This is a genomic window from Nostoc sp. JL31, from assembly GCF_017114965.1.
Classification (GTDB): domain Bacteria; phylum Cyanobacteriota; class Cyanobacteriia; order Cyanobacteriales; family Nostocaceae; genus Nostoc; species Nostoc punctiforme_A.
On sequence record NZ_JABXKO010000108.1, the window covers coordinates 14381 to 34602 of the forward strand.

The 20222-nt window shown below is 41.9% G+C and carries 7 protein-coding genes; 4 read left to right on the top strand and 3 right to left on the bottom strand.

Features of this window, described 5'->3' with window-relative positions; translation table 11 throughout:
• The first annotated feature begins 11 nt into the window (after positions 1-11).
• From HWQ43_RS26875 to HWQ43_RS26890, 4 genes are all read left to right on the top strand, one after another.
• Positions 12-2684, top strand: a complete 2673-nt coding sequence (locus HWQ43_RS26875) for a glucosidase (RefSeq protein ID WP_292739350.1) — start codon at positions 12-14, stop codon at positions 2682-2684.
• A complete protein-coding gene (locus HWQ43_RS26880; protein ID WP_292739352.1) occupies positions 2671-3501 on the top strand; it encodes an aquaporin in 831 nt (276 codons plus the stop codon). Before HWQ43_RS26875 ends, HWQ43_RS26880 begins: the two co-directional genes overlap by 14 nt.
• Positions 3498-5063, top strand: coding sequence for a GMC family oxidoreductase (locus HWQ43_RS26885; protein ID WP_292739354.1), 1566 nt, complete (start codon positions 3498-3500; stop codon positions 5061-5063). The genes HWQ43_RS26880 and HWQ43_RS26885 overlap by 4 nt, the downstream gene beginning before the upstream one ends.
• A gap of 246 nt (positions 5064-5309) precedes the next feature.
• Entirely contained in the window at positions 5310-6407 is a 1098-nt protein-coding gene (locus HWQ43_RS26890) for an alkene reductase (protein WP_292739356.1), read from the top strand.
• A gap of 1278 nt (positions 6408-7685) precedes the next feature.
• Here HWQ43_RS26890 and HWQ43_RS26895 read toward each other — a convergent pair.
• The 3 genes from HWQ43_RS26895 to HWQ43_RS26905 form a co-directional block, all read right to left on the bottom strand.
• Positions 7686-12395 carry a non-ribosomal peptide synthetase gene (locus HWQ43_RS26895; RefSeq protein WP_292739358.1) on the bottom strand — a complete coding sequence of 1570 codons (4710 nt, stop codon included), beginning with the start codon at positions 12393-12395 and terminating at the stop codon, positions 7686-7688.
• A gap of 324 nt (positions 12396-12719) precedes the next feature.
• The gene (locus HWQ43_RS26900; RefSeq protein WP_292739360.1) at positions 12720-15992 is read right to left on the bottom strand and encodes an amino acid adenylation domain-containing protein; all 3273 of its coding nucleotides are present in this window, start codon (positions 15990-15992) and stop codon (positions 12720-12722) included.
• An 8-nt stretch (positions 15993-16000) separates the two neighbouring features.
• Complete coding sequence (locus tag HWQ43_RS26905) at positions 16001-20179, bottom strand: amino acid adenylation domain-containing protein (RefSeq protein ID WP_292739362.1); 4179 nt, start codon at positions 20177-20179, stop codon at positions 16001-16003.
• Between the last annotated feature and the right edge of the window lie 43 nt (positions 20180-20222).

Sequence of the window (20222 nt, forward strand, 5' to 3'; positions counted from 1 at the left end):
AGCGAAGCGACGTGACTCCAGAAGAAGTAAGATTGCAGCAGGATCAAGAACGTGTTGCCTACTGGAAACGCTGGGGGCCTTATCTCAGCGATCGCCAATGGGGTACGGTACGGGAGGATTACAGCCGCAACGGTTCTGCTTGGGATTATTTTCCTCACGATCATGCCCGATCGCGTGTTTACCGTTGGGGCGAAGATGGCATTGCTGGTATTTCTGATAGTCGGCAACGTTTGTGTTTTGCGATCGCCTTGTGGAATGGCAACGATCCCATTCTCAAAGAACGACTGTTTGGGCTAACGGGCACAGAAGGTAATCACGGTGAAGATGTTAAAGAGTATTACTTTTATCTTGACAATACGCCCACCCATTCCTACATGAAGTGCTTGTACAAGTATCCCCAACAAGCATTTCCTTACACGCAACTATTACAAGAAAATCAGCGCCGAAGTAAATTTGAGCCGGAGTTTGAGCTACTTGATACGGGGATCTTTGCCGAGAACCGTTATTTTGATGTTTTTATCGAGTATGCCAAAGCCGCACCGGAAGATATTTTAATTAAAATTGCGATCGCTAATCGCAGTTCACAAGCCAGCACACTCCATCTACTGCCAACACTCTGGTTTCGGAATATCTGGGCTTGGAATCCCGAAATTGAGAAACCTTTTATGAAAGTGGTTAGCTCAGATTCCAACTTCAGTTTAATTGAAGCCGAGAATTCTTACCTGGGAACTCGCTGGCTTTACTGCCAAGGAGATACAGAACTTCTGTTTACTGACAACGAAACCAATTACGAACGATTATTTGGTTCCACCAATGACTCACCTTATGTCAAAGATGGCATTAATGAGTATGTTGTAAATGGGAAAACAGCAGCCGTCAATTCCAAACGTATAGGTACAAAGTTTGCCTCTCACTACAAATTAACTATCAATCCAGGTGAAACTAAAGTTGTGCTATTGCGGTTGAGTGATGTGCAAACTCTGACAGAGCCTTTTGGCAAAGATTTTGACACAATTTTCCAGACACGCATTGCCGAAGCTGATGAATTTTATCAGGGCATTTCTCCCTTTCCCGTGTCAGAAGATGAGCGCAATATTCAGCGCCAAGCCTTTGCCGGCTTGCTATGGAGCAAGCAGTATTATAACTATGTCGTCCATGACTGGCTCAAGGGCGATCCCCAACAACCGCCACCTCCACCAGAACGACAGGCTGGACGCAACCATGAGTGGATTTCTCTATTTAGTGAAGATATCCTCTCGATGCCAGACAAATGGGAATACCCTTGGTTTGCTGCTTGGGATCTAGCATTTCATTTGATTCCCCTAGCTGTCATCGATCCAAGTTTTGCCAAGTTGCAGCTTGACCGCCTGACACGCGAATGGTATATGCAGCCCAACGGTCAATTACCTGCTTACGAATGGGCATTTGGTGATGTTAATCCACCCGTGCAGGCGTGGGCAGCTTTGCGGGTTTATCAAATCGAGCAGAAGTCTTGCAAAAAAGCTGATCGCGCTTTTCTGGAAAAGGTCTTTCACAAACTGTTGCTGAATTTTACTTGGTGGGTAAATCGCAAAGATATAGAAGGTAAGAACGTATTTCAGGGTGGATTTTTGGGGCTGGACAACATAGGGGTATTTGACCGCAGCAATGAACTACCTACAGGCGGCCATCTCAATCAAGCAGATGGTACAAGCTGGATGGGAATGTACTGTTTAAATATGCTAGAGATCGCACTGGAACTCGCCAAAGAAGATTCTACCTACGAAGACATTGCCAGCAAGTTCTTCGAGCATTTTCTCTACATTGCCGATGCCATTGACGGTATTGGAAATGCAGAGATTTCGCTGTGGAATGAAGAAGACGGCTTTTACTACGATGCTCTGCATTTACCCGATGGACGGCAATTTCCCGTCAAAGTGCGCTCAATGGTTGGGTTAATTCCCCTTCACGCTGTCACAGTGCTGGAATTAGAAACTTTAGAGCGTTTTCCAGGCTTCAAGCGTCGGATGGAATGGTTCATACGTAATCGCCCAGATTTAAAAGATAATGTCGCCTGTATGGAAACACCGGGGGTAGGTGCGAGAAGGTTATTAGCGATCGCTTACAAGACAAAGTTACAACGTATTCTGCAACGGATGCTCGACGAGAATGAATTCTTGAGTGATTACGGAATTCGCGCTATTTCAAAACATCACCTCAAAGATCCTTATGTTTTACATCAAGGTGAACATGATTACTGCGTTCGTTACGAACCCGCCGAATCTACCACAGGTTTGTTTGGCGGTAACTCTAACTGGCGTGGCCCGATTTGGTTTCCGGTAAACTACTTAATTATTGAATCACTGTGGAGGTTTTATGATTACTTCGGAGATAGCTTGAAGGTGGAATATCCCACAGGTTCCGGGGAAGAAATGACATTAAAGGAAGTAGCGATCGCCCTTTCTCATCGCCTAGTTGCGATCTTTGAGCAAGATCCTGCCGGTCGTCGTCCGGTATATGGCGGTCTGGAAATATTTCAATCCGATCCTCATTGGCGTAACTATATTTTATTCCACGAATACTTTCATGGAGATAACGGGGCGGGTATTGGAGCCAGTCATCAAACAGGCTGGACAGGATTAGTCGCCGCGCTAATTCTCCAAAATGCTGAACACCGAGCGCAAGAGCAGCATGGAAACATTTAGAAAGCATTTACCAGAATACTTAATGGAAGCAGCACAACTGGGATTATTTCTGATTGCTGCGGGAGTATTCACCTGTCTATTTCAGTATCCTGGTTCCCCGATTCATCAAGCAATTCCCAATGGCGATTTGCGTCGGTTTTTAATTGGTGTGGTCATGGGTTTGACAGCAATTACTCTTATTTATTCTCCTTGTGGCAAGCAATCCGGCGCACACATGAATCCTGCTGTCACGCTCACATTCTATCGTCTGGGAAAAGTCAAACGTCAGGATGCTATTTTTTACATTCTGTTTCAATGTTTGGGCGGGTTATTTGGGGTTTATTTGGTGGCATTATTGCTGGGTCAGGTGTTCACCAAAGTGCCTGTGAACTATATCGTTACCGTACCAGGAAAATCAGGTTGGGTTGTGGCTGTATTGGGCGAACTAGTCATTGCATTCGTAATGATGATGACCGTGCTGATAAGTAGTAACAATCAGAAACTCAGTCGCTTTACAGGGCTATTTGCCGGATTTCTGGTAATGCTTTACGTTTTTTTTGAAGCTCCTCTATCTGGCTTTGGCATGAACCCTGCCCGCAGCCTAGCTTCTGCTTTACCTGCCCACATTTGGACAGCATTTTGGCTATATGTAATTGTGCCACCTGCGGGGATGTTTCTGGCATCAGGAGTATATCAATATCTATTTGGCAAACGCGCCGTCAAGTGTGCAAAATTGCATCACAACAATCACAAACGTTGTATTTTTCGCTGTGACTACAATCGTCACGGCAAAATCGATTTGAGTGACTCTCTGCCAATTCCCGGAGAACAATCATGACAAGCAACACTCATTATGATGCGATTATCATCGGCACTGGGGCGGGTGGTGGCACTTTAGCCTATCATCTTGCACTCAGTGGCAAGAAAATTTTAATTTTGGAACGGGGTAAATTTTTACCGCGAGAAAAGGAAAACTGGAGTGCGCTGGAAGTTTACCAAAAAGAACGGTATCACACTCCAGAGCAGTGGTACGACGTAAACCATAAACCCTTTCGTCCAGCAACGAACTATTGCGTTGGTGGTAATACTAAAGTTTATGGTGCAGCATTGTTGCGATTACGGGAACGCGATTTTGAGCAAGTGGAACACAAGGACGGTATTTCACCAGCATGGCCATTAAAATACCGCGACTTTGAACCGTACTACACGCAAGCAGAGCAGCTTTATGATGTCCACGGTCAAGGAGGTATCGATCCCACTGAGGCAGCGAGGAGTCTACCTTATCCTCATCCTCCCGTACACCATGAACCCCGAATGCAGGAACTTGTTAACAGTCTGAGGGAAGCTGGTTTGCATCCCTTTAATCTGCCGTTGGGATTGAAACTTAATGAAGTAGATAAAAGTCTGGGCAACTGTATTCGTTGTAATACCTGCGATGGCTTTCCTTGCTTAACTCAAGGTAAAGCTGATGCTGAAGTTAACTGTATTCAACACATTCGCCATAATGAAAACATTACTTTACTGACTGAAGCCAAAGTCACACGGTTACATACAAGTCCCTCTGGTCGAGAAGTTACCCGCGTAGAAGCTGAGATTGGCGGCGAAACTCAATTCTTTACAGGTGATATTGTTGTAGTTGCTTGTGGCGCGATTAACTCAGCAGCATTGTTATTGCGATCGCACAATGACCAACATCCCAACGGATTAGCAAACAGTTCCGATCGGGTGGGGCGCAACCTGATGAAGCATATTTCTATGGCAATGGTGCAACTAAATACAAAACTCAATCCTTCTGTTTATCAAAAAACGATCGCCATTAGTGATTTTTATTGGGGCGAATCTGATTTTCCCTACCCAATGGGCTTGGTACAAAATACTGGCAACGTATTGGCAGATATGCTACCCGCCGAAGTTCCCGCACTTATGGCTCCACTATTAAGGCTGCGACCAGGGGCAGAACTGAAAACAGTTGCCGATCATACAGTTGGCTGGTGGTTGCAAACAGAAGACTTACCCGATCCTGAGAATCGCGTGCGGGTAGAAAAAGAGCGCCTTTACTTAAACTATAAACCCAACAATTTAGAAGCAAGCGATCGCCTAGCTAAACGCTGGGTAGGTGTTCTCAAGCAGGTCGATCGGGCAGAACACTGCATTCCATTTAGCCTCTATCCGCGCAACATGATGCCACTGCAATCAGTTGGTCATCAATGCGGTACTTGTCTTTTTGGAGAAGACCCAAAGACCTCTGTACTGGATCTTAATTGCCGTACCCATGACGTGGATAATCTCTATGTTGTCGATGGCAGCTTCTTTCCATCCAGTTCCGCAGTCAATCCCACGCTGACCATTATCGCCAATTCATTGCGAGTAGGCGATCGTTTACTAGAGCGCTTAAAATGATTCGTACATTTATAGGGGCGCACGATTTGCGCCCCTATAACCCTATAATAGGATATTTTTTTCCTAAAAGTCCCTAATTTATGTACAATTATTGTTCATAATCCATCAAGAACGCAAATGTGCAATTTGTCAGCGTTCCTAATTCAGTTATCTTGAAATTATCTGTAGGGCAGTATTTTGAGGTTGTCGATAGGGTGTAGTTTATCGCCGCAGGTATTGCACTGGTTCTAGAAAAGGAAAATACTAATGCCAGAAAAATCAGGACTGTTCACGCCAGTTAGACTAGGTTCGCTTGACCTGACCAACCGCATCATCATGTCTCCCATGTCCCGTCTTCGAGCTACTACTGACTGTGTACCTACCCCGATAATGGTCGAATACTACACCCAAAGAGCTTCGGCGGGACTCATTATTACCGAAGGAACGCATCCTTCTCCAATGGGGCGGGGTTACACAACCTGTCCTGGGCTGCACAACCAGGAGCAGGTTGTAGGCTGGCGAAAAGTGACAGATGCAGTTCATGCTGCTGGGGGTCGGATATTTGTGCAACTGATGCACGCTGGACGGGTGTCACACTCCTCCCTATTACCTAACCATGCCCGACCGATCGCCCCTTCGGCTGTCCCGGTGGTGTCCGAAGAAGTTCACGTTTGGGATGGCAAAGTCCCTTTCGAGATACCCCGTCCGTTAGAGTTGGAGGAAATACCCGAAATCGTAGAGGAGTTCCGCAGAGCCGCGGAACTTTCTATTGAAGCAGGTTTTGATGGTGTGGAACTTCATGCAGCAACTGGATACCTACCCAACCAGTTCCAAGTCAGTGGCTCCAATCAACGCACCGATGCCTATGGTGGCACATTGGAGAATCGAACTCGCTTTACGCTCGAAGTGGTCAATGCTCTCTGTCGGGTTCGGGGAGCAGAGCGGATTGGAGTCAAGATTGCCCCCGGCTTCACAGTCAACGATACATTCGATGACAATCCTGCTGAAACTTACACTTATGTTGCAAAAGCACTTAGTCCACTCGGTTTGGCATACTTGCACGTTGGGTATAACCAAGGTTATGCCAGAGGAACTGCACCGAACTTCAACCCCATTGATCTTCTACGTACCGTTTACCAAGGAACACTGCTGGCTGTGGGTGGTTTTGATCGACAACAGGGTGATGAAGCAATTACAAGCGGGCGGGCTGATGCCATAGTTTTCGGGCGACCATTCATCTCTAACCCTGACTTAGTGGAGCGGCTACGACTCAATGCCCCTCTGAGCGAAGGTGATGTCAGGACGTTCTATGGTGGTAGTGAATATGGCTACACAGACTATCCAACTCTGTCGCAACTCCATTGAACAGTATGTCAGGATTCGTGGTTAATTCCGCCAAATAATCTGATTTAATCACTTCGTACAGCAAGGTAGTTTAACTACCAAATATCTTCTATACAATTACGCCAGTCGATGAAGATGAGTGCATGCCCCAATATTGGTTAATGGTAAACAGTGTCCGTGAAGTAAAAGTGGAAGCGTATGTAGATATTCAAATATCTTGTTGCTAGCCAAGATATAGCCATTGTCGAGTCCCAGCAACCCCGACGCTTACCTTTGGATTTGCAAGCAGAAGTACATTTACCGTAATACAGTTCAGTTAAGCATTTCTTTCTTCTCTTGGCGTCCTTGGCGGTAGCCTGCGGCAAGCCGCTTTGCGTCTACGTTAAAAAAATTGACTTTTACAAAGAGTTTTAGGCTTAACTGAACCGTATTGACATTTACCGAGCGATCGCTATTCTATTGCATACCGTCAGTGGCTCAAAAAACAGGGTGTTACTTTCGGCACTATTTAGAACTTAGAGATGTTTCTTATTGCTCTTGCTGGGTGCAAAAACATGCGTGTAACGCCCCATTCATCAAAGAAATAATACTAGAGATGGCATATTTCTGAGCAAGTGGCACGATCGCTTGCTCCAATATTTAACTTAGAGAGAAAAAAGTACTTGGTATCAGTACTTTTGTCTAGATTAGTTACTACCACAAAAAAAACTGTCATAATTACAATCAGTTAAACAATCACTTGAGAAATATATTAAGAATAGCGATTCAATAATTTCTCCACGCTAAAGTCTTAAATGTTATTAGAAATTGAACTATTTTCTGCAAGCAAAAATTTCAAAAAACGTAAGATAGATTTTTGATGTATTTTTTTGTAGTTATAGTTGAAATTGTTAGGTTTTATGTTGAAAATAACAGTACTTATTTTTGTAGTGTTCTCTATGTTTTATCTTCTATTTTTAAAAGATGCTGACACGTCTATGGTTTATATGCTTGGTGCAATAGTTTGTACACTACTATTAATAAATAATAAACTCTAATCTAGAAATTAATGGCTCTTTAGTACGTATAAAGTGCAACACTTATTCCATTTCAGCAACACCCCATCCACAATCGCAATCAAACTAATATATTTTAAGTCTCCGCCCAAAAATACTATATTTTGGGCTATTTTTATCAGTTGTTTTTTAACATTCAACACTTCTGGGCTTTCGTAACTTTAGCAATTTTCGACTCCGCAGTTTATTAAACTGGCACTTTAGTATTAATTATCCATAAAAGTAACGCAAGAACCATCTTTTTTTAAAGTTTTACGCTCTTTTCGTTTAAGGAAGATAACTTAATCCGCCGACTTTCACGCGATAGTGGTACTAAAACTGGGGCTTGACTTTGAGCATTGCTTTCTTTAAAGCTTTCCACCACCTTAGATAATTCTGCAATTGTCGATGCCTCAAATACGCTACGCAAAGGCAACTCCACGTGTAAGGTGTCGCGCACTCTAGAGACAAGCTGAGTTGCCAGTAATGAATGACCTCCTAATTCAAAGAAATTATCATAAATTCCTACACTCTTAAGTCCCAAAACCTCAACAAAAATTTTCACCAGCACTTGTTCAACAGGAGTTCGAGGTGCGATGTAATTTTCAGGCAATTGGGGCTTGATTCCATTATGGAATGCTTTTAAGGCGCGGCGATTGACTTTACCATTAGCTGTTAGAGGTAAAGACTCCAATACTACAAAACCTGATGGCATCATGTACTCAGGCAGTTTTTGTGCTATGTAAGTCTGCAACTGCGGCACTAACTTACGTGCTGCTTTGGTTTGTAGGGGATTATTTCCGTAAGATTGCCAGGGCCGATAGAGAGTCGTGCTATGGGGAAAAATAGTTCTTTTACCTACTTCATCTTGCCGTACAAAAACTACATCATAATGTCCTTCAGTACTTGAATGTGACCAGGTAATCTCAACACTATAAGGTACGTTCAGCGCATAGAAATCTTCTGGCTCTACTCCGAAATTTTCTAGTTCTTGCAAAGCTTTACGTATTTGACCTACAGTTTTAAAATCTTTTACGTCTGATAGGCATTCTGCTGTTTTAATTGCTGACATCAGCCGCGCATTAGGTACATTGATAATGCTTAAAATTTCTGGTTTATTCTCAATTAATAACTGGCGCACCGCTGAGGCTGTTAGATTATCTTCAGACCAGTTAAGCACTGAACAATTTCCAGTATTACTAACAATTTCGGCACTAATATGAAGAATCACATTGTAACGAAACTCAGTTAACTCATTGTGATGCTTACCTCGGATCAGTTGGATTTGTACATGATTAATTTGCGGAAAGCGTTGCTTGATTGCAGTAAAAAAATCTGGATCAATAACTAACTCTGTTTCTTGAAATATTTGCCTTTGTATCCGTTGTTGCAACTCGAAGCAGGTAAGGGAAGGTTCAGCTTGATACAGTTGGACTGACGCATGAAAAGCTTGCAAGAGTGGCAAACTACGTACATCTCCTATGAAGATAAAGCCACCTGGAGCAGTTGCCTGCACAGCACCTTCTAATACACTAATCAGATAATCAATAGTAGGAAAATATTGTACAACTGAGTTCAGAATTACTGCATCAAAAGCTGCTGTTTCTACTTTCTCGAAGTCAGTAGCCATTTGCTGATACAGTGTTACCTGGGGCATTTCTTGTTTTTGTAGCTGTTGCTGAATGCAGTTAAGTGAAACTGAGGAAAAGTCTGTTCCCCAATATTTAGTGCAGTGAGGTGCAATTCTAAATAGAATCAAGCCTGTTCCACAACCAATTTCTAACACTCGTTTGGGTTGCAAAGCCAAAATCTGCTCGACTTGGTTATCCACCCACTCACGCATCTGCTCTGCTGGAATAGGCTGATTTGTGTAACTACTATTCCAGCCGACAAAATTGAATGTAGGATCTGAATCAGTAGATTGATTATAAGTTTCGTTATACAACATCTGCCATTGCAAAACCTGCTCATCCTGCAATTGCATTAATTGCAAATTCTCCTGTTGGTTACTGTATTCAGTTTTTGGTACTACATAAGCTACTAGGCACTTTTCCTGTTCATCCTCACGAGTTATTACTACAGTTTGCTGCACTGCTGGATGCTTACTCAGTATCGCTTCAATTTCTCCCAACTCAATACGATAGCCACGAATTTTTATCTGATCGTCGAGGCGACCTAAAAATTCAATGTTGCCATCTACTCGATAGCGAACTAAATCACCTGTTTTATAAAGTCGTGCTTTTAAATTATTAGTAAAAGAATGATAAATGAAGGATTCAGCAGTTAACTCAGGATGATTTAAATAACCTCGTGCTAACCCATCACCACTTATGTACAATTCTCCCGAAACGCCAACAGGTACTGGTTGTAAATGTTTATCTAATATGTAAGCTTTTGTATTGGCGATCGCACAACCAATTACAGGTGCTAAATTATCTTTATTCTTAACAGAAACATGACCAGAAGTTGTAACAACCGTGTTCTCCGTTGGCCCATAATTATTAAATACTTGAAAAGAATAGCCAGCTAAAGGATATTGATTTAGTTTGTCTCCACCTGTGAGCAATATTCGTAAAGCTGCGTTCTGAGGAAAATCTAGTAATAGAACTTTTTCTGCTAAAGGTGTTGGGATGAAAGAAATTGTTATCGCTTTTGATACTAGCCAATCTCGGAGATAGCCAGGCGATCGCCTGGTTTCATCATCTACAATATAAATGCTTGCCCCAGTACTCAGATAAGGCCAAATTTCCCAACCGCAAGCGTCAAAGGCAACTCCAGAAATCTGCGTTGCTCGGTCAAAGGGTGAAACTGCAAATGCTTTTTGATGCCAAAATACTAAATTTAACAATCCTCTATGTTCAATTTTAACTCCTTTAGGTTTTCCAGTTGAGCCAGAGGTATAAATGACATAAGCGAGATTATCTACTGTAACTTTACTAGTAAGATTATCTTCAATCTCTTGAAAAATAATCTCCCAATCTTTATCTAAACAGATTATTTGTGAATTATAGTTTTTCAGGCGTTCAAGGTATCCTTCATGAGTTAATAGAACTGAGACTTGAGCATCCTCAAGCATAAAGTTTAAACGTTCAGCTGGATAGCTTGGATCTAAAGGTACATAAGCTCCACCTGCTTTCAGTATGCCCAACATCCCGATTATCATATTAAAAGAGCGTTCTACACAAAGTCCTACTAAAACTTCGGTTTTAACTCCTAACTTTTTTAGATAATGTGCAACTTTATTACTGCGTATATTTAACTCTTTATAGCTAAGTTGCTCATCGCCAAATACGAGTGCAGTTGCCTCACCATTATGCTCTGCTACGCTCTCAATTAACTGATGAATACACCTATCTTGAGGATAATTTGCCTCGGTATTGTTCCATTCAACTAACAATTGATGTAGCTCAGATTCGCTTAAAAGTGGTAAATGTGCAATTCGGTCTTCTGGATTTGCAACTATACCCTCCAGTAATATTTGGAAATGTCCTAGCATCCGGGTGATAGTAACGTCATCGAATAAATCAGTGCTATAAATTACAAAACCACTAATTCCTTCTGAGCTATCTGCCCATAACCCATTTTGAGTATTTGGCTCCCACAAGTGAAACTCCAAATCAAAGCGCGTTGTTTCCGTTTCAAATGGTAGCGGACTTAAAGTTAAACTAGGTAACTCTAAGGCTGTCATCGGCGCATTTTGGAGCGCAAAAACAACTTGAAATAGGGGATTTTGATTCAAATTACGCTCTGGATGTAGTTCTTCTACGAGTTTTTCAAAAGGCAAATCTTGATGAGCATAAGCCCCTAAAGCTACCTCTTTAACTCGACTCAATAGTTCCCGAAAAGTTGGGTTTCCTGATAGATCGGTACGCAGTACTAAGCTATTGACAAAAAAACCAATTAATCCTTCAATTTCACTACGGTTGCGATTGGCAATAGGTGAACCAATTGCAATATCTTCTTGTTGTGTGTAGCGGTAAAGTAAAGCTTGGAATGCTGCTAGTAGGGTTATGAATAAAGTTACCCCTTCTTGTTGTCCGAGAGCTAAAAGTGCTTTGCTCAAACTTTTTGATAATTGCAGAGGTTGCCTTGCACCCTGGTAAGTTTGAACAGCTAGTCTTGGCCTGTCGGTTGGCAGGTTTAGCATAGAAATGCCGTCTAATTGCTTCTGCCAGTAACTTAGTTGCTTTTTTAATACTTCCCCTTGCAACCATTGGCGTTGCCAGTATGCAAAGTCTGCATATTGGATTGTAAGTTTCGGTAGAGGAGAAGGCTGATTGCTGGCAAAGGCTGTGTAGAGTACTGCTATCTCTTGAATCAGCACCCCAATAGACCAACCATCAGAGACAATGTGGTGCATAGTTAGCAGCAGGATGTATTGTGTCTCATCCAACCACAGCAGTTTTACTTGCAGCAACGAATCAGTTGATAAATTGAAAGGACGTTGAGCTTCTTGTGTAGTGAGTCGTCGTGCTTGTATTTCTCGTTCGGCTTGTGGCAGTTGCCGTAAATCTATTATTGGTAAAGGTATTGTTAGGGTAGGATTAATTACCTGAACTGGTTGCCCTTTCTGTACAACAATAGTGGTGCGTAAAGCTTCATGTCGTTGCACGATTTCGTTAAAAGTTTGCTCTAGCGCGGCTAATTTGAGCGAACCTGTTAAATGTAGTGCTAGTGGAATGTTATAGAAAGGATTATTAGGAATTAATTGGTCAAGAAACCACAGCCGTTGTTGAGCAAAGGAGAGGGGAAGACTTCCTGACCGCAAAATAGGTACGAGAGGTTTAAAACTGTGGTTATTAGTACGATTAGATGCTTCTAAAAATTCAATAATTTCTGCTTTACGCCCTTGAATTTCTGCACGCAGTTCTGGTGTAATAATTCCTTCAGGGGCGTTGCAGCGAAACTTTTTACCATCAATAAAAACTTGAATATCTAAGCTGCGAAGATAAGTTAAAAACTCAACCGTATTCAAAATTAAACCCCTTCGCAAGTATTGTTATTTATTAGAAGTTAGCAGGCAGCTATGCTGTAAGAATATTGCTTGTGTCATAAGCCTTTTAACATTTTTTAACTGGATAGTTGTTTTTGTCAAGCTGCACTGCTTATTACCTAACCCAGCATTTTTATCACACTTCTAAGACTGTATAAATCATTCCTGGGAATGAAACTTGGATGATTATAACTATGGTATGAAGCTAAAACCAGGTGGACAAATGGCATTGATGGAACAAAACCAACAGTTTGCCGAAGCAATCAGCACATTTTGGGTTGGCTGGTCAAACTCAAGTGTTTCTCTTTAAAATTCTACCTCTTCTCGCTCCTGACCCGTAGTTCCAACTTTATCTAAACTTTTTGCCGCCCAAAAAGTTGTTTCAATGTATTTAGTAAGTTGTTCAACAGTTGGTGCTGCAAACAAATTGCGTACAGGTACATCTATTTGGAAGGTATCGCGGATTCGAGAAATTAACTGAGTCGCCAAGAGAGAATGACCACCTAATTCAAAGAAATTGTCGTGGATACCTACTTGCTCTTTTCCCAAGACTTTAGCCCAAATTTGGGCAAGTAACTTTTCAACTTGCGATCGCGGTGCCACATAATCTTGATTATTGAAAGAAATTGTATCAGGCATGGGTAAAGCACGCCGATCCACTTTGCCATTATGTGTTAGAGGTAGAGATTCCAGTATCACGTAAGCGCTTGGCACCATGTATTCTGGTAACTTTTCTTTGAGGAATTGACGAAGTAAGGATGCAAAGCCTTGCACCTCTTGCATCGCTATCCGTTCCTGGTTGAGAACAATATAAGCTACCAAGTACTTATCATCAGGTACATCCTCACCAACAATGACAACAGTTTCTCTCACTGCTGGATGTTGATTCAACACCGCTTCAATCTCTGACAACTCAATGCGGAAGCCACGAATCTTTACTTGATTGTCAATGCGACCTAAAAATTCAATATTGCCATCAGGTAAATAGCGAGCTAAATCACCCGTTTTATAAAGGCGTGTTTTGGGATTATTACTAAAAGGATGAGAAATAAAGTGTTTAGTAGTAAGTTCAGGGCGATTGAGATATTCTCGCGCCAGCCCCTTCCCACCGATATATAATTCGCCAGTAACGCCAATAGGCACTAGTTGTAAATAGGTATCTAATATATAAATCTGCGTGTTTGTAATGGGGATACCAATAGGTAAAGATGTGGTTGATGGTAACTCTTCTACGCAGTAATAAGAAGAAAATGTTGTATTTTCTGTAGGCCCATAAACATGAATTAAGTGCTTTGGCGCACCAGATTGGAGAATTTTTTTAATCCATCTCATATCAACGGTTTCGCCACCAAACAGGAAATATTTCAAAGTCGCAAAAGCTTGCGGAACATCTCTAACAATCTGTTGAAATAAAGCGGTAGTCAAAAATAGAATGTTGATATCTTTTTCTCGTAATTGTAATGCAAATTCATAAGGCGAAAGGGTTACATCTTTACTAATTCCTAAAAGTTGAGCGCCGTTAAGTAGCGCTCCCCAAATCTCGAATGTCGCTGCATCAAAAGAAACGTTTGAGGCTTGGACGATTTTATCGGATGGTTCTAATTTTATATAGTTCGTATTGCACAATAACCGATTTACAGCTTTGTGAGGTACAGCAACTCCCTTGGGTTTTCCTGTAGAACCAGAGGTATAAATAATATATGCTAAATTATCACTATTTGAATCGCTTTTAAGATTGTCTTGATTTTCTTGGGTAATAATTTCCCAGTCTTTATCTATAGAAATAATTGGTTTTGAGAAACCTTCAAAATGCTTGAGCAAATTTTCTTGTGTCAGCAACACTGAAACTTGTGCATCTTCAAGCATAAAATTTAGACGCTCTTGAGGATAGCTAAGGTCTAATGGAATATACGCTCCCCCTGCTTTCAGAATACCCAACAGCCCGACGATCATTTCTATAGACTGTGAGATACAAATGCCGACTAAAACTTCTGAAGATACTCCGATTTTTTGTAAGTGGTGTGCTAGTTTATTGCTGCGAGTATTCAAATCTTGATAAGTCAGTTGCTCGTTAGCAAAGTTTACTGCTATAGAATCAGGATACTGCTGTACCTTTTCTTCAAACAATTGATGGATACACTTATATTGAGGATAATCTACTTGGGTGTTATTCCATTTCACCAATACCTGATGTAACTCCGCTTCACTTAATAACGGTAAATTTGCAATTCGTTCTTCTGGATTTGCAACTATAGCTGACAACAGAGTTTTAAAATGTTCCACCATCCGGCTAATAGTAGCTTTATCAAATAAATCTGTGTTGTAAACCATTACGCCTCGGAGACCTTCAGAATACTCCCAGTTTCCGCCCCATAAGCTCCTAAAATCCTCAGAACACTTCCATAGATGCAGTTCTAAATCAAAACGCGTTTTTTTTAAGTCAATATTCAGAAAGCTAGGTACTATTCCAGGCAGCTCTAGCGATGACATTGGCGCATTCTGAAAACCAAACACCACTTGAAATAGTGGATGATGGCTCAAGTTTCGCTCTGGATGTAGTTCTTCAACTAACTTTTCAAACGGCAAATCTTGGTAGCTATATGCTCCTAACGTTACTTCCCGTACTCTGCCTAGTAGTTCCCGAAAAGTCGGGTTTCCAGATAAGTTGCTACGTAGCACCAAACTATTGACAAAAAAACCAATTATTCCTTCTATTTCGCTACGGTTGCGGTTAGCAATTGGTGAACCTAGCGCGATATCTTCTTGGTGTGTGTAGCGGTAAAGTAACGTTTGAAACGCTGCCACCAGTGTCATAAATAAGGTGACACCTTCTTGCTGTGACAACTTTTCTAGTGCATCAATTAGCTTGAGCGGTAATTCTAGAAATTGTGTTGCTCCTTGATAGCTTTGTATAGCTGGTCTTGGTTTGTCAGTAGGTAGATGCAGTATGGAAATACCGTTTAATTGCTCCCGCCAGTAAGCTAACTGGGTTTGGAGTAATTCTCCTTGCAGCCACTCGCGCTGCCAGTGAGCAAAATCGGCGTACTGAAGAGGCAGTTCTAATAGAGGAGAAGGCTGGTTTTGTGCAAAAGCTGCGTACAGCGTTCCCAGTTCCCGAATCAGTACCCCCATAGACCAATCGTCGCAGATAATGTGGTGCATATTCAGTAATAGAATATGTTCTGTCTCAGAAAAGACGAGGAGTATTACTCGCAGCAATGGCCCGGAGGATAAATCGAAGGGATGTTCTATCTCTGCGGTAATAATGCACTTTGCTTTAACCTCTCGTTCATCATCTGGCAATTGCTGGAGGTCTAATACAGAAAGAGGTATTGTTAAGCTGGGTGCAATAGCCTGTAGGGGTTGCCCATCCGACACAATAAAAGTTGTGCGTAAGGTTTCGTGGCGACGCACGATTTCGTTAAAAGTCTGTTCTAGTGCGGCTAATTTCAGCGAACCGGTCAAACGAATTACTGTCGGCACACTGTAGATAGCATTGCCGGGGATCAACTGGTCGAGAAACCATAGCCGTTGTTGAGCAAAAGATGCTGGAAAAACGAAGACTTCTTCAGAAGACATATTGATCCTTATTTTAAATTTTGTGCTTTCTCAATACAAGCTTTTAGCTGTGCGGCGAGAATTTGGATATGGGGTTTTCTCAGCATAGTTAGGTGATTGCCAGGAATATGATGAATTTCTGTTCCTCCTACAATTATTTGATCCCAACCCAGACTCGGATCTTCTTTGGCAATGCTTGATTGAACCTTTGTTCTGAAAAGATTAATTCGTTTAGGGTAGGCTTGCGGAACGTAGTTAAGAACTGCTTGGCTATTGGCATAAAAAACACGAAGCATTGGACGAATTGCTAACTCGCTTAAAAGTCTTAACTTGGATTCTTCAGGTATAATGTTCACTGTGGCATCCTCTTTCCGGATGAAGTGAGAGAACAGATTTGTTTGGAGCGATCGCGTTAGCGACTCCCAAAAGGAGTTTCGCACAATTTTATTAAAATTAGTCAACCGAGAAGTTAAACTGTTAATTCGATTATTAGCGATCGCGATAATTAGATAAAAATAATCGAGGAAAAAGGGCCATATATATCGCGCCACTGTCGTCAGCATAAACTTGAAACCACTACCCAAAGAAGGTATATTGCCTGGAATTGGTGCTAAAGTGTCAAGCACAGCAAGTAAAGCCACTTCTTCCCCAGACTTTTGGAGTTGTTGAGCCATTTCAAAAGCAACCCAACCTCCAAAAGACCAACCTCCTAAAAAATAAGGGCCTTTAGGCTGAACTCTACGCAATGCTTCAATGTAGTGAGTAGCCATATCCTCAATGCGAGTTAATGGAGAACTTTCTCCGTCAAGTCCAATGGGTTGTAACCCATAAAATGGTTGATTTTTTCCCAAATTCTGAGCTAATTCGTAATAAGGGAAAACAACACCAAAAATTGGATGGACGCAGAAGAAAGCTGGGCTTGAACCAGCAGGTTTAATCGGAACTAAGGGCGACCACGGAAGAGAATCTCCTTGTGAGGATAGAGAAGTTGCTAAACTTTCAATTGTCGGATTTAAAAATAAGCTAGATAGCGGCAATTCGCGCTCAAAATGCTTGTGTATCTGCTTCATCAGGCGTACAGTTAACAGCGAATCTCCTCCCAAGTCAAAGAAGTTATCGTAAATACCCACACGCTCAATATTAAGCACTTCAGCCCAAATTTTTGCTAAGGTTGACTCGGTTGAAGTACGAGGAGCGATAAATGTTTTATCTATTAAGCCGCTAGCCGGACTGTCGAGTTCTGTTAGCGCCAAACGATCCACTTTACCACTAGCTGTTAGCGGCAGAGAATCTAGCATTACAAAAGCTTTTGGGAGCATGTATTCTGGCAATTTTTCTTTTAAGAATTTACGTAGTAGTGACGAGAAATTTTGCATCTCTACATTGAGAACAATGTAAGCCACTAAATACTTATTACCAGATATGTTCTCTTTAACAATTACTACTGCTTTTTGGACACTTTGATGCTTACTCAGCACTGTTTCGATTTCTGACAACTCAATGCGGAATCCACGAATTTTTACTTGATTATCAATGCGACCTAAAAATTCAATATTACCATCTGGTCGATACCGAGCTAAATCACCCGTCTTGTAAAGTCGCGCTCCCTTTTTATCGTTAAAAGGATTGGGAACAAACTTTTCAGTAGTTAATTCGGGGCAATTAAGATAACCTTGTGCCAATCCCTCACCAGCTATGTATAATTCGCCAGTAATTCCAATTGGTAAAGGTTGTAAATGTTTATCTAATATATAAATTTGAGTATTAGGAATAGGGCGACCAATAGGCGGCTTTTCAATTATATGACTAATCTCTGCAACGGTTGACCAAACTGTTGCTTCAGTAGGCCCGTAAGCATTAAAAAACCGACGCTGAGAATTCCACCAACGTTTTACAATATCATCAGTACAGGATTCGCCTGCACAGATAATAGTTTGCAATGCCGGCAGTGATTCTGTAGCTAGGACTGCTAATACTGCTGGCGGAAGGGTGATATGAGTAATAGCTTTTTCGCGCAATAATTTGAGCAAAGGTTGTCCGGGTAAAAGGGATTCTTTGTTTGCTAAATAAAGAGTTGCTCCTGTTTGTAGTGCCATGACAATTTCAAAAATTGAGGCATCGAAACTTAATGATGCGAATTGCAGAATGCGGTTAATCGGTTGTATGTTGAAAACCTCAATCTGAGATGCCGCTAAGTTAGACAATCCTTGATGTTGGAGCAAAACACCTTTAGGTTTTCCTGTTGAGCCAGAGGTGTAGATAACATAAGCTCGGTTGTCAAATGTTACGCAGCTAGTTGGGTTTTCTTGGCTTTGTTGTGTAATAGTTGCCCAATCTTTATCTATGTAAACTATAGACAATATATCCCCCCAACCCCCCTTTTTTAGGGGGGCTAAAGAGCGATGAGTGAGCAAGATTGAAACTTGTGCATCTTCTAGCATGAAATTAAGACGTTCTTGAGGTAGGCTCGGATCTAAAGGCAGGTATGCTCCACCTGCTTTGAGAATGCCTAATAGGGCGACGATCGCTTCTGGGGAACGCTCTACGTAAATACCTACTAAAACGTCAGGAACTACCCCCAATTTTTTTAGATAATGTGCTAGTTGGTTGCTGCGTATATTTAACTCTTTGTAGCTGAGTTGTTCATCGTCAAAGACTAGTGCATTCGCATCGGGAGTTTCCTGCACTTGTGCTTCAAATAACTGATGAAAACACTTGTTCTCTGGATAGTCTCGTTTAGTGTCATTCCAATCAATTAATAACTCTTGTCGTTCTTGCACAGTAAGCAAAGACAAATCTGAAATCCGCTGTTCTGGATTGGCAACAATGCTTTTTAGCAGCGTTTGGAAATGTCCCAGCATTCGCGTAATGGTTTTGTCATCAAATAAATCGGTGCTATAAACCATTTGTCCTTTCAAACTTTCCAAGTCTTGCCACAAATGGAATTCTAAATCAAGTTTTGCAGTTTTGCTATCGAAGTCAAATAGCGAAAGCGTTAACCCAGATAACTCTAGAGTTTCGATAGGAGTGTTTTGTAGGCTAAATACAACCTGAAAAAAAGGATGATAGCTCAAATCTCGCTCTGGGTGAAGTTCCTCCACCAACTTTTCAAAAGGCAAGTCCTGATGACTGTATGCTTCTAAAGTTATCTCTCGCACTCGCTTCAACAATTCTCGAAACGTCGCCTTGGCTGAGAAATCTGTACGTAACACCAAGCTATTGACAAAAAAACCAATTAATCCTTCTAGTTCGCTACGATTGCGATTAGCAATAGGTGAACCAACTGCAATATCCTCTTGCTGCGTGTAGCGATAGAGCAAAGTCTGAAACGCTGCCAGCATTGTCATGAACAAGGTAACGCCTTCTTGGGCACTCAGTGCCTCTAGCGCTTGAGTTAAGGAGTGTGGTAGCTCTAAAAATTGTTTTGCACCCCTGTAGCTAGGAACTGCTGGTCTTAGTCGGTCGGTGGGGAGATTCAATACCGAAATCCCGTTTAATTGCTTTTGCCAATAAACTAACTGGCTTTGTAGGGGCGAGGTGCCGTTTGCTGCCACTCCTTGTAGCCACTCCCGTTGCCATTGAGCGAAATCTGCATATTGAATGGGTAGTTCTGGTAGGAGCGTAGATACGGAGTAGCTAGTCGTCAGACATGGCTTATCCCCTGCCAACGCTTTGTATAATACCCCCAATTCTTTAATTAGCACTCCAATTGACCAGCCATCGGCAACTATGTGATGTAGATTTAGCAGCAGGAGATATTCTGCTTCATCCAGTTGCAGTAGCTTTACTCGCAGTAATGGCCCAGTGGTGAGATTGAAAGGATGTTGAGCCTCTTGGGTTACGATTTGCTGCACTCGTGTGTCGCGTTCTGGGCTGTCGAAATTGCGTAGGTCTATTAAGGGAAGAGGTATGCTTAAGCTAGGTGCGATCGCCTGTACTGGTTGCTGCTCTACCATAACAAACCTAGTACGTAACGTTTCGTGGCGACGTACAATTTCGTTGAATGTTTGCTTTAAGGCGGTGAAGTTGAGGGAACCTGTCAGGTGAAGTGCTGTTGACACGTTGTAAAATGGATTCCCCGGTGCTAACTGGTCGAGAAACCACAATCGCTGCTGGGCGAAAGAAGTGGGAAAAACGAAAACCTCTGCTTCCTCAGAAAAATTAAGTTCTTCATCATCTGTGAGACTACTGTAAATATACTGGCTCATAAGTGAATGGCAAACAGTTGTGGTGGAATTTGTGGAAACTTTT

Coding starts and splice junctions, on each gene's coding strand:
- HWQ43_RS26885 (WP_292739354.1), top strand. CDS start 3,498: ATGACAAGCAACACTCATTATGATGCGATTATCATCGGCACTGGGGCG.
- HWQ43_RS26905 (WP_292739362.1), bottom strand. CDS start 20,179: ATGAGCCAGTATATTTACAGTAGTCTCACAGATGATGAAGAACTTAAT.
- HWQ43_RS26880 (WP_292739352.1), top strand. CDS start 2,671: ATGGAAACATTTAGAAAGCATTTACCAGAATACTTAATGGAAGCAGCA.
- HWQ43_RS26900 (WP_292739360.1), bottom strand. CDS start 15,992: ATGTCTTCTGAAGAAGTCTTCGTTTTTCCAGCATCTTTTGCTCAACAA.
- HWQ43_RS26890 (WP_292739356.1), top strand. CDS start 5,310: ATGCCAGAAAAATCAGGACTGTTCACGCCAGTTAGACTAGGTTCGCTT.